The 11,749-nt window shown below is 72.1% G+C and carries 11 protein-coding genes; 8 read left to right on the forward strand and 3 right to left on the reverse strand.

The window, feature by feature from the left end; all coding sequences use genetic code 11:
* The first annotated feature begins 58 nt into the window (after window positions 1-58).
* The 6 genes from Sri02f_RS34455 to Sri02f_RS34480 all read left to right on the forward strand — a co-directional run bounded on the left by Sri02f_RS34455 (window position 59) and on the right by Sri02f_RS34480 (window position 9,232).
* Complete coding sequence (locus tag Sri02f_RS34455; RefSeq protein WP_245970931.1) at window positions 59-1,348, forward strand: ankyrin repeat domain-containing protein; 1,290 nt, start codon at window positions 59-61, stop codon at window positions 1,346-1,348.
* A 398-nt stretch (window positions 1,349-1,746) separates the two neighbouring features.
* Entirely contained in the window at window positions 1,747-3,552 is a 1,806-nt protein-coding gene (locus tag Sri02f_RS34460) for an ABC-F family ATP-binding cassette domain-containing protein (RefSeq protein WP_109005266.1), read from the forward strand.
* A 189-nt stretch (window positions 3,553-3,741) separates the two neighbouring features.
* Window positions 3,742-5,544: an outer membrane protein assembly factor BamB family protein gene (locus Sri02f_RS34465; protein WP_109005267.1), complete on the forward strand. Its 1,803-nt coding sequence runs from the start codon at window positions 3,742-3,744 to the stop codon at window positions 5,542-5,544.
* Between the two features lie 131 nt (window positions 5,545-5,675).
* A complete protein-coding gene (locus Sri02f_RS34470; RefSeq protein ID WP_109005268.1) occupies window positions 5,676-7,829 on the forward strand; it encodes an outer membrane protein assembly factor BamB family protein in 2,154 nt (717 codons plus the stop codon).
* A 252-nt stretch (window positions 7,830-8,081) separates the two neighbouring features.
* Window positions 8,082-8,780 carry a helix-turn-helix transcriptional regulator gene (locus tag Sri02f_RS34475; protein WP_373865151.1) on the forward strand — a complete coding sequence of 233 codons (699 nt, stop codon included), beginning with the start codon at window positions 8,082-8,084 and terminating at the stop codon, window positions 8,778-8,780.
* Window positions 8,777-9,232: a hypothetical protein gene (locus Sri02f_RS34480; protein ID WP_109005269.1), complete on the forward strand. Its 456-nt coding sequence runs from the start codon at window positions 8,777-8,779 to the stop codon at window positions 9,230-9,232. The genes Sri02f_RS34475 and Sri02f_RS34480 overlap by 4 nt, the downstream gene beginning before the upstream one ends.
* Here Sri02f_RS34480 and Sri02f_RS34485 read toward each other — a convergent pair whose 3' ends face one another.
* Entirely contained in the window at window positions 9,233-9,418 is a 186-nt protein-coding gene (locus tag Sri02f_RS34485; RefSeq protein WP_245970932.1) for a DUF397 domain-containing protein, read from the reverse strand.
* A gap of 23 nt (window positions 9,419-9,441) precedes the next feature.
* On the reverse strand, window positions 9,442-10,293 hold the full coding sequence (locus tag Sri02f_RS34490; RefSeq protein ID WP_109005271.1) for a helix-turn-helix domain-containing protein: 852 nt from the start codon (window positions 10,291-10,293) through the stop codon (window positions 9,442-9,444).
* 196 nt (window positions 10,294-10,489) lie between these two features.
* On the opposite strand from Sri02f_RS34490, the gene Sri02f_RS34495 reads away from it, so the two are divergent.
* Window positions 10,490-10,900: an ATP-binding protein gene (locus Sri02f_RS34495; protein WP_109005272.1), complete on the forward strand. Its 411-nt coding sequence runs from the start codon at window positions 10,490-10,492 to the stop codon at window positions 10,898-10,900.
* A gap of 113 nt (window positions 10,901-11,013) precedes the next feature.
* On the forward strand, window positions 11,014-11,286 hold the full coding sequence (locus Sri02f_RS34500) for a hypothetical protein (RefSeq protein WP_109005273.1): 273 nt from the start codon (window positions 11,014-11,016) through the stop codon (window positions 11,284-11,286).
* 69 nt (window positions 11,287-11,355) lie between these two features.
* Here Sri02f_RS34500 and Sri02f_RS34505 read toward each other — a convergent pair whose 3' ends face one another.
* Window positions 11,356-11,739, reverse strand: coding sequence for a hypothetical protein (locus Sri02f_RS34505; protein WP_109005274.1), 384 nt, complete (start codon window positions 11,737-11,739; stop codon window positions 11,356-11,358).
* Window positions 11,740-11,749 lie beyond the last annotated feature (10 nt).

Below are 11,749 nucleotides of genomic sequence, written 5' to 3' on the forward strand. Positions count from 1 at the left end.
CCGCCCTCTAAGCTCCGTCGGCCGGTCACACCGTGGGACCGGCCGGGGGAGGACGCACGTGAGGTCGACGGAACTGGTCGCGGCCGTCCGGCGGGGCGACGCCGAAGCGGTCCGGGAGCTGCTGGACGGCGGGGCGGACCCGGAGACCCGCGACCCGACCGACGGTCTTCCCCTGCTCTGCGCGGCCGTCGCGGCGTACGACGAGAAGGTCGCCGAGGCGCTGGTCGAGGCCGGCGCCGACCCGCTGCGCCCGCTGCCCGACGGCGGGACCCCGCTGCTGCGGGCGGTGGACGGCGGCTCGACGACCATGACCTCCGCGCTGCTGCCGGAGACCGTGCGGCTGACGCCCGAACAGCGCGCGGAGCTGCTGGACCGGGCCCGGCTCTGGACCGGTGCCGACCTGGAGGCCGAGCTGCGCCGCAGGACGGGCGCTTCGGGGCCGGCGGGGCGCGAGCGGGTCGAGGACCCGGGCGGCTTCTGCCACTACGAGCAGATCACCCTGGGCGGGCTGACCGTGCGCGACGGTCATGGCGGGGTGCTCATCCTGCTGGAGGAGTGCTTCGGGACGGGCGCGCCGTTCGACGAGGTGCTCGCGCGGGCGCTCGTGCGGCCGGACCGGGACCACGCGGTGTGGACGGAGGCGGTGGTCCGGCTGTCCTGGCGGCGGCACGAACCGACCTGGGCGGCCGCGGCCGGCCTGCGCGACCACCCGGACCGGCTGCACCGCCTCTTCGCCGCGGACCTGCTGAGGCTCATGGCCGCCAGTGACCCGCTCGACGGGTCCCGGGCGTCCGCGGGGCAGGACTTCGCGCTGTTCTTCCCGTGGGCCTCGACGGAGGAGGACCCCGAGGTGCTGGCGCTCGTGCTGGACGCGGTGGCCGACGAGGGCGAGGAGCACGCCGAGGAGATCGGGGCGCTCGGGCTGCGGTACGCGACCCATCCCGATCCCCGGGTGCGCTGTGTGGTGCCGTCCATGCTGTCCGGGTGGGACGGGGGAGGACGGGCAGGAGGGGGCGTGCAGGCGCGTTCCGCGCCGCTCGACGCCCTCTACGCGCTGGCGCGCGATCCGCACCGCGCGGTGCGCGAGCGGACGGCCTACCAGCTGACGCACGCCCGCGGGGAGGCGCCCGGCATCGGGGACGTGCTGGCCGGACTCCTCGACGACGAACTGCGGGAGACCCGGGTGCACGCGGCCCTCGGCCTCGCGCTGCGCGGCGACCCGCGCTGTGTGGAGGCCGCCCGTCGACTGCGTCCCCTCGACCCGGACGGCTGGCCCGACGGGGACCTCGTGCGGGCGATGTGGAGATACGAGGAGGCCACGGCGGGGACCGCCGCCGAGTCCCACTGACGACCGGCCGGTGGGCGAGTCCGACTGACGACCGGCCTGTGGGCGAGTCCGACTGACGACCGGCCTGTGGGCGCGGACTCGGGTGGGGGGCCGTCCGCCGGGGCTTGCGGGAGGCAGCGTCCGCCGGGGGCGCGCAACCAGCCGTCGTCCACGGTCCGCCACCGCCCGTACGCCCCGACGCCCAGGGGCGCGAGCCGGCCGGTGCGCGCCGCCGCTGAGCAGCGCACACGCCTTTCACGCGCCGACGTCGGACATCGCGCGCCCCGCAGAGCCGTCTCCCCCTGCCCGCCCAGCTCCGCTGCCGTGGGTCCCCGGCCCCCCGGCCGGACGGGTGGGCGGGCGGTGCGGGCCGCCGGACTACCCTGGAGGGTCGATCGATCCCCCCGGGCAGGAGAGAAATGGCCGTCAATCTGGTCAATGTCGAGAACGTCAGCAAGGTGTACGGCACCCGTGCACTCCTCGACGGCATCTCGCTCGGCGTGTCCGAAGGGGACCGGATCGGCGTCGTCGGCCGCAACGGCGACGGGAAGACCACGCTGATCCGCATGCTGGCCAAGCTGGAGGACGCCGACACCGGCCGGGTCACGCACTCCGGCGGACTGCGCATGGGCGTGCTCACCCAGCACGACTCCCTCGACCCGGCCGCGACCGTCCGGCACGAGGTCATCCGCGACCTGGCCGACCACGAGTGGGCCGGCAACGCCAAGATCCGGGACGTGCTGACCGGACTGTTCGGCGGCCTCGACCTGCCCGGCTTCCCACAGGGCCTGGACACCGTCATCGGCCCCCTCTCCGGCGGTGAGCGCCGCCGGATCGCGCTGGCCAAGCTGCTGATCGACGAGCAGGACCTGATCGTCCTCGACGAGCCGACCAACCACCTCGACGTCGAGGGCATCTCCTGGCTCGCCCGGCACCTGCGCGAGCGCCGCTCCGCGCTCGTCTGCGTCACCCACGACCGCTGGTTCCTGGACCAGGTCTGCACCCGCATGTGGGACGTCCAGCGCGGCGACGTCCACGAGTACGAGGGCGGCTACTCCGACTACGTCTTCGCGCGCGCCGAGCGCGAGCGCATCGCCGCGACCGAGGAGACCAAGCGGCAGAACCTGGTCCGCAAGGAGCTGGCCTGGCTGCGGCGCGGCGCCCCCGCCCGCACCTCCAAGCCGCGCTTCCGCGTGGAGGCCGCCAACGAGCTCATCGCGGACGTGCCGCCGCCCCGGGACAGCAGCGAGCTGATGAAGTTCGCCTCCTCGCGGCTCGGCAGGACGGTGTTCGACCTGGAGGACGTCACCGTCCAGGCCGGACAGAAGGTGCTGCTCCAGCACATCACCTGGCACCTCGGCCCGGGCGACCGCATCGGCCTGGTGGGCGTCAACGGCGCCGGCAAGACCTCCCTGCTGCGGGCCCTGGCCGACGCCGCCCGCAGCGAGGGCGAGACGCAGCCCGTGGCCGGCCGGATCGCCGTCGGCAAGACGGTCAAGCTGGCCTACCTCTCCCAGGAGGTCGGCGAGCTCGACCCGAACCTGCGGGTTCTGGAGGCCGTGCAGCAGGTGCGCGAGCGCGTCGACCTCGGCAAGGGGCGCGAGATGACGGCCGGGCAGCTGTGCGAGACGTTCGGCTTCAACAAGGACAAGCAGTGGACGCCGGTCGGGGACCTGTCCGGCGGTGAGCGCCGGCGCCTGCAGATCCTGCGCCTGCTCATGGACGAGCCCAACGTCCTCTTCCTCGACGAGCCCACCAACGACCTCGACATCGAGACCCTCACCCAGCTGGAGGACCTCCTCGACGGCTGGCCCGGCTCGATGATCGTCATCTCCCACGACCGCTTCTTCGTGGAGCGCACCACCGACCGGGTCTTCGCGCTGCTCGGCGACGCCGCCCTGCGGATGCTCCCGCGCGGCATCGACGAGTACATCGAGCGCCGGCAGCGCATGGAGGAGGCCGCCGCCGCCTCCGCCCCGGCGGCCGCGCAGAAGGCCGCGCCGGAGAAGAGCGCGGCCGACCAGCGCGCCGCCAAGAAGGAACTGCAGAAGATCGAGCGGCAGTTGGACAAGGTCTCCGACAAGGAGGCCAAGCTGCACGCCCAGATCGCCGACCACGCCACCGACTTCGGGAAGGTCGCCGGACTGGACGCCCAGCTGCGGGAGTTGGCCTCCGAGCGCGAGGAACTGGAGATGCGGTGGCTGGAACTCGCCGAGGACGCGTGAAGGGTGCGTGAAGGCGCATAACGACGGCATCACGGGCCGGTCCTCCCTTGGAAACAGGGGCGGATCCGGCCCGTTGGCCTGTCAGCGCCGGGTGATAGAAAGAGCCGTCTGCGTACTTCTCAAGACGGCTCCAGGTGGTCACTGACCTGGGGGCGTGGCTAGAAAACAGTGACTAGGGGGAACACGCCGATGGCTCAGCCGCCCGATCAGCCGCCGCAGCAGGGTGGTTTCGGAGCACCGCAGGACCGCCCGCAGCCGCCGGCCGGACAGGCACCGCCGCAGGGCGGCTTCGGCGCACCGCAGCTGCCGCCGCAGCCGCCCCAGGGCCCGCCCGCTCCGCCCTCGCCGCAGCCCGGCTACGGCTACCCCCAGCAGCCGGGACCGTACGGGCCGCCCCAGCAGCCGGGCCCCTACGGTCAGCCCGGTCCCTACGGCGGGCAGCCCGGCCCGTACGGTCAGCCGAGCGGCCCCTACGGCCCGCAGCCCGGCTACGGCTACCCGCAGCAGCAGCCCCAGTTCCCCGGCGCACCCGGCGGCCCGGGCACCCCGCCGGGCGGCGGCCGCAACCCCTTCAGGGGCCGGCCCGCGCTGGTGGTCGGGGCCGCGGTGGCGGCGCTCCTGGTCGTCGGCGGGACGGTGTTCGCGGTCACCAAGGGCGACGACAAGGGCGGCAGGAAGCCGGTCGCCGGACCGAGCGACGACGGCAAGGCCACGGCGAGCGACGTCCCGGTCAACCCCGGCGACGGCAGCGGAGACGGCGGCGCGGACGACCAGGACTTCAACGCCGGCCGCAAGGCCGGCGAGGCGAAGGTGCTCTGGTACAAGGAGGCGCCCGACGCCCCTGCCTCCGGCGCCGACGCCCCCGGCATGTGGATCACCGCCAAGTCGGCCGTGAAGGCGGCCTACAAGGAACTCGTCGCGTACGACGTCGGCGACGGCAGGCCGACCTGGGCCGCCCTCACGCTGCCGCAGAAGATCTGCGCGGTCACCCCGCAGAAGACGGCGGACGACAAGGTCGTCGTCGCGTACATGAGCGGCACCAGCGACCGCGCCAAGTGCAACCAGCTCCAGCAGGTCGACCTGAACACCGGCGCCAAGGGCTGGACGGCCGTCGTCGCGGACGGCGCGCTGTTCGACAGCGCGATCAGCGTGGAGCTGTCGCTGGCCGGCAACACCCTGATGGTGGGCCGTTCGCAGTCCGGGACGGCGTACGACGTCCGCACCGGCAAGAAGCTGTACGACAAGCAGAAGTACGGCAACGCGTGCTTCCCGAGCGCGTTCGCCGGCGGGGCCCGGCTGATCGCGGTGGCCTCCTGCGACGCGAGCGACCCGACCGAGCACGACGAGATCCAGGAACTGGATCCGGCGACCGGCAAGGTCAGATGGACGCAGAAGTTCGACAAGGGCTGGACGGTCGGCAAGACGTTCTCCGTCGACCCGTTGGTCGTCTACAGCACCAACGAGGACAAGAAGAACTGGAACATCACGACGTTCACGCCGAACGGCTCGCTCCGTTCGCAGGTCCACGTCGACGAGAACTTCGCCCCCAAGTGCGAAGGCGGCTTCCTGCAGCGCAACCTCACGGGCTGCGCGGGCGTGGCCTCCGACGCGGGCACGCTGTACCTGCCCACCGAGACGAAGACCGGTCCCAACGAGATCGTGGCGATCGACCTGTCCACCGGCAAGGAGAAGTGGCGCGTCAAGTCGCCCACGGACGAGGCGATGCTGCCGGTGAAGACCGAGAGCGGCGAGCTCGTGGCCTACGTGGAGCCGTCGTTCGAGGGGCCGGGCCGCGTGGTGGGCATCCCGACGGCCGGCTCCGCGCACACGCCGAAGACGCTGATGCAGCTGCCCAAGAGCACGGCCGGCATCGAGGACAGCTTCTTCTCGCGGGACGTCGACTGGGTCGGCGGACGGTTCTACATCTCCACCACCAGGCTGACGGGCAACGACGACACGAAGGAGAAGCTGATGCTCGCCTACGGCAAGTAGGGCGACCTGCCGCCTCCCGGCCCGCCACCGTCGACCAGGCCCGTCCTCCCGAGCATGTCGAGCTTCCGCAGCTTCCCGAGCTTCCGCAGCTTCCAGCAGCTTCCCGAGCGTTGTACCGAGGTACCCACACCATGACCCAGCCGCCGCCCCCGCCGCCGAACGAGCCCCCGCAGCAGCCTTCGCAGCCGCCGCAGGGCGGGTTCGGCCCGCCCCCGCAGGCCGCCACGCCCAAGGCCGCCACGCCCAAGGACGTCACGCCCAAGGACGTCACGCCCAAGGACGTCACGCCCAAGGACGTCACGCCCAAGGACGCCGTCCCGCAGGACGCGAAGCCCCAGGACGCCCCGCCGCAGCCTGCCGCGCCCGACCTGACCAAGGCCCCGCAGCCGGGCTACGGCTACCCCCAGGCACAGCCCCAGGCCCAGGCCCAGGCCCAGCCTCCGGCGTCGGCCCAGCCCCAGGGACAGCCGCCGCAGCCTCCGCAGGCGCCCCACCCGTCCCAGCCGCCGCAGACGCCCGCGCCCGCGGCGCCGTCCGGGCCCCCGCAGCCGCCGCAGCCCCAGCCGGGCTACGGCTACCCGCAGGCGCCGCCCGCGGCCGCCCCCGGCTACGGCTACCCGGCCCAGCCGGGCGCCCCCGCCCCGGGGCCCTCCGCGTACGGCCAGCCCCAGCCGGGCCCCTACGGTCAGCCCGCCACGGCTTACGGCCAGCAGCCGGGCTACGGCTACCCGGCCCAGCCGGGCTATCCGGCCCAGCCCGGTTACGGGTATCCGGGGCAGCCGACCGTGCCCATGCAGCCGCAGGTCGGCGCGGGGTCCACGGGATCCGGCCGGAAGATCAACGCGCAGGTGGCGATCATCGTCTCCGCCGTCGCCGCGATCGCGCTCATCGTGGGCGGCGGCGTCTGGTACGCGAACTCCGGTCACGGCGGCAAGAAGGACGAGGCGAGCTCCGGCGGCGCGAACGGCGGCGGAGGGGACAAGGGCACGGGCGGCGCCGGAGGCGGCGGCACGACGCCCGGCGGCACCGAGAAGGCGCCGGCCGACCCGGCGGCCAGCGTCCTGTTCAAGGTTCCGATGCCCGTGGTCAAGAAGGACGCCAGCGTCGGCATCAAGGGCTCCTGGCTGACCGACAAGGCGTACGTGAAGACGAGCGTCAACGAGGTCTCCGGGTACGACCTGGTCAAGGGCACCAAGCTCTGGACGGTGCCGCTGCCCGGCCCGGTCTGCGAGGCCAGCAGGTTCGCCACCGCCGACCACCGCACGGCCGTCACCTTCCAGGCGAGCACCGCCAAGACGGCCGGCTGCGACCAGGTCGCGGCGATCGACCTCGTCGCGGGCAAGCAGCTGTGGCGGAAGACCGTCGCCTCCGGGGACAACACCGTCACCTTCGACAACGTGACGGTCAGCGGGAAGACGGTCGCCCTGGGCAGCACCGAGGGCGGCGCGGCCTTCGACATCGACACCGGCAAGCCGCTGTGGGCGCCGAAGCCGGCCGACACCTGCTACGACGACGGCTACGGCGGCGGTCCCAAGCTGGTGGCCGTGCGCAAGTGCGGCCCCTACGACAACCCCGAGCTGCACATCCAGACCATCGACCCGGTCTCCGGCAAGGTGATCTCCGAGTACAAGCTCGCCGCGGGCATCGAGTACGCGTCCATCGTGTCCACCGACCCGCTGGTCGTGGCCGCCGACGTCGGCGACAGCGCCGGCGACGGCAGCGGCATCTCGGACTTCTTCTCCATCGACAACAAGACCGGCAAGCTGCGCACCCGCATCTCGGTGCCGGGCAAGGAGTACGCGGCCGACTGCGAGGGCATCACCCGGGTCGAGGCCTGCATGGGCCTGGCCGTCGGCAACGACCGCATCTACGTCCCGACCGAGGAGCACGACAGCGGCGGCGACCACAGCCGGACGAACGAGATCGTCGCCTTCGACCTGGCCACCGGCAAGCCCACCGGCCAACGCGCGGACGCCGGCGACGGCTACACGATCTACCCGCTGCGCATGGACGGCGCGAACCTGATCGCCTACAAGCGGCCGCCGTACGACAAGGGCGGACAGGTCGTCAGCATCGACGGCAGCTCCTTCAAGGAGACCAAGCTGCTGGAGAACCCGGCCACGGACGAGGTGCACGACGTGGAGATCGCCATGTCCCCGGAGTACTCCGAGGTCCTCTTCGCCAAGGGACGCCTGTACATGTCGGAGGTGTACGCCGACGACGGGGCGCTGTCGAACGGCGACCCGCAGTACCTGGCCGTCGGGTTCGGCACCGCGGGCAGCTGATCATCTTAATTGTCGTCACGGCCCCGTCCCTGTTCAGGGGCGGGGCCGCGCACTTATCGCGCATGACCCTCGAATGCGAGGATTTTCGGCGATCCGGGGCACTTCTCGCCGGTAGGGGGAGCGCAACGTCGAACAAGCGTGTAGCTTCCTCGGGCATGAAGAGGGGGTGCCGGGGGGCGCCCCCCGTTGGTGCGTGTGGATCCGTGTGGGCATCCATGGGGGACTGGGGGGTTGCTGGTGGGAGTGCGGCTGATGGTGGTCGACGACCACCGACTGCTCGCCGAGGCGCTGGCCTCGGCTCTCAAACTGCGAGGGCACCGGGTGCTCGCCGCGGCGGCCCCGGCCGCGGGCGCGGCGGAGCTGGTGATCACCCGCGCTCCGGAGGTGTGTCTGATGGGCACGGCGGTCCCGGCCGAGCCGGGCATCTTCGACCCGGTGGTGCGCATCAAGCGGGAGCGTCCGCAGGTGGCCGTGCTGGTCCTCGGACCGGTGCCGAGCCCGCGCGGCATCGCGGCGGCCTTCGCGGCCGGCGCCTCCGGCTACGTACGCCACGACGAGCGCATAGAGGGTGTCGAGCGGGCCATCATGAAGGCGAGGGCGGGCGAGGCGGCGGTGGCTCCGCAGCTGCTCCAGGGCGCGTTCAGCGAGTTGCTCAACCCGGCGGCCCAGCCGGACGACGAGGGCCAGCGGCTGCTGCAGATGCTCACGCCGCGCGAGGTCGAGGTCCTGGTCCGGGTCGCGGAGGGCGAGGACACCCGGCTGATCGCCGCCGGCATGAACATCGCCCCGTCGACGGCCCGCACGCACGTCCAGCGGGTCCTGATGAAACTCGGCGTGGGCTCCCGGCTGGAGGCGGCGGCCCTGGCCGCCCGGACAGGCCTCCTGGACCGTGCGGGCCCGCTGCCGCACACGACCCGGGCCACGGCGACGGAACCGGAGCAGCCCGTATGAGAGCCCGCGCGATCGTCCGGCGCGGCGCCCGCCTCGGCGCGCTGATCGGGGCCTGGCCGGCCGGCATCGGCGGAGTCCTGTGCCTGGTGGCGGCGTTCGTCTTCCTGACCGGCGGCCTGTACGGGACCGCGCGGGCGCTGACGGCTGCCGCCGGACTCGCCGTGCTCGGCAGCCTGGCGGCCGGCCTCGCCGTGGGCACGGCCACCGGCGTCGCCCTGGCGCTCGCCCCACGGCGGCTCCTCGCCCGCCCCGTGCTGAGAGGCCTGCTGGCCGCCCTCACCGCGGGCCTGCCGCTCGCCGCGCTCTCCGTCGCCCTCCTCACCGGAGACGGTTACACCCTGGCGAGCTACCCGCCGTCGTCGCACTTCGTCGACGGGGCGGTGATCTTGACGATCGCCCTGGTGGCGGCGGCCCGCAGCGGCGAGATCGCGGGCTGCGACGCCGAGGGCTGATCAGCGGCCGAGACCGGCGCGTATCCCCGCCAGGAGGTGGGCGAGGGCGGCGGGGGTGGTCGTGAGAGCGGTCCCCGGCTCCTCGCTCTCCCGCAGGTGCAGGGCCGAGGGGGCGGGGGAGGCGGCGAGTTCCACGCAGGTGTCCCCTTCGCCGCCACCGGAGAAGGTGGATTTCTGCCAGTTCATGATAGTCCGGTCCATGTGGTGTCTCACAGCTCCTTCGACAAGCGGTGGATGAAGTCCCGTGACGCGGTGGGGTCCAGCGTCGCTTCTTGCACCCGGTTCAGGAGCATTCGGAGTTGCTTCAGTTGGGCGTCCGCGCCGATGAAAGTGACCCCGGTGGGTCCATCACGAAGCCCGGTGTCCAGTTCGGGAACCGGTCCGCCCAGGTACATCATCGAGATTCCGGCACCTGCAAAGCCGTCCTGGTCCGTCGGAATGACCCGCACTGTGGTGTGACCGCGTTCGATCTGGTCCAGGATCCAACGCAGTTGAGCGAGTGACGTTCTCCGATCGGCCACGCGGACGCGCAGTGCGAATTCGTGAACGATCGTCTCGTAAGGGGTGGGGGCCTCGCCCTCGATGATGGAGCGCCGCCTCATGCGGTGTTCCACTCGCGGTGCGAGTTCGCTCTCGGGGAGCTCGGGACGCATGTAACTGAACACCGCTCGGGCGTAGTCCGGGGTCTGCAGCAGTCCGGGAACATAGGGGATGACGACTTCGCGAACAGAGGTCGCATGGTGCTCGGCCTCCGCCACGTCCATGTGCACCTGGGGCAGAACCCCGCGATAGTCGTCCCACCAACCGCGTGAGCGCTCCGTCGCCATCGTCACGAGCGCTTCGATCAACGCCTCGTCCGCGCAGGCGCAGTGCGCTGCCAGTCTGCGCAGCCGCTCCTCGCTGATTGCCGATGTCCCGGCCTCGATCTGACTCATGTGAGCCGAGCTCGACCCGAGGAGTCCCGCCACCTCCTTGGCCGGCAGGCCTGCCGCCTCCCGCAGTTTGCGCAGCTCGGAGCCCAGGCGCATCTGCCGTGCCGTGGGTTGGTTCCGCATGGTCATCCGCGTAACTGCCTCTCCGGGACTCCTCGTTCGGGGGACAGATTACGGGAGCCGGTTGCGAGGGTATGAATTTCTACCCTACCGTCAGTGACGCACCGCGCACACCGCGGAAGCGCACCGCTCCGTCCTGCCATGGCGGCTGCGGCAGGCCACCGCCCGTGACTCCGACTCCCCACCCCCCGCCTGGAGCTGACCCATGCCCGCTGAAGCCGACTCCTGGGAGTACTCGCTCTACATTCCGAGCGACCCCCGCGCCGTCACCGTCTGCCGCCGCACCCTGCGTCTGGTCCTCACCCTCCACGGCCTGGTCGGCCTCGTCGACACCGCGGAACTGCTCGCCTCGGAGCTGATGTCCAACGCCGTCCTGCACACGAAGGGCCCGGCCTGTCTGCGGCTGCGGTTCCGGGACGGCGTGCTCCAGATCGGGGCGTGGGACGCGGACCCCGAGCCGCCCGAGCCGCCGTGCCGGCTGGAGGAGGTGACCGGCGCGGAGAGCGGGCGGGGGATGGGTCTCGTCCGGGCCTGCGCGGACGTCTGGCACTGGCAGCCGCTGTCCCGCATGGGGCGCCGGGGCAAGCTCGTGTGGTGCGAGCTGGCGGTGGCGTAGGTGCGGACACGGGTGTTGTGGAGGTGCGGATCCGATCATCACGCCATACGGTCAGTGATCGTACCGCTCCATTCAGTGACGAAGCCTGTCACTCAGCCGGAAAAGGGAATGTAATGCGCAAGCTTCACAAGACCGTACTCGTGGCTGCCATGATCGGGAGCCTCGGTCTCGCCGGGGCCGGAACCGCCTCCGCCCACGGCTCGGGCTCGGACGGCGACTCCAGGCAGTGCGCCAATCACGTGGAGAACATCTCGTTCGGTCTGATCAACATCCCGAACCTGAACCTCCCGCTGCTCGGGTCCTCGTCGAACCAGACGGCGACCCAGCAGATCTGCAACAACGGTGACGACGCCGTCAACGCGAACGTCGCGAGCCACGAGGACTAGAGGTGACGGGGCGGCTCCGGAGCCGAAGGGCGCAGGCCCCGGCTCCGGAGCCGCCTCGCTCCAGCGCTGCTACTCGCCGCGCGGGAGGTCCTCCTTCAGGGCCTCCGGCGGCAGCGTGGGCGTCACCGGGGCCACCGGGCGCAGCTTCAGCCAGACCAGGAAGAAGACGCCCAGGGCCAGCATGCCCAGGCCGGTCCACAGGTTGATGTTGATCCCCTGGGCCTTGTCGATCTCCGCGTCGCTGTCCGTGATGCCGGCGATCGTGACGATCACGCCGTAGACGACGAACAGACCGCCGATGATGCGGCGCAGGTCGAAGATGCGGGCCGCGGTCGCGGACTTGTGCTCCAGTTCGGTGACCTCGCGCTGGACGTCGGCCTCGGAGTACCCCGCTCGCCGCAGCCGCTCCGCGGCGGCCTCGGCGCTCTCGGACGGTTCGAATTGCTCGGACATGGCGTTTCCA

Origin of the sequence: Streptomyces rishiriensis, assembly GCF_003112535.1 — a bacterium.
GTDB classification, from domain to species: domain Bacteria; phylum Actinomycetota; class Actinomycetes; order Streptomycetales; family Streptomycetaceae; genus Streptomyces; species Streptomyces rishiriensis.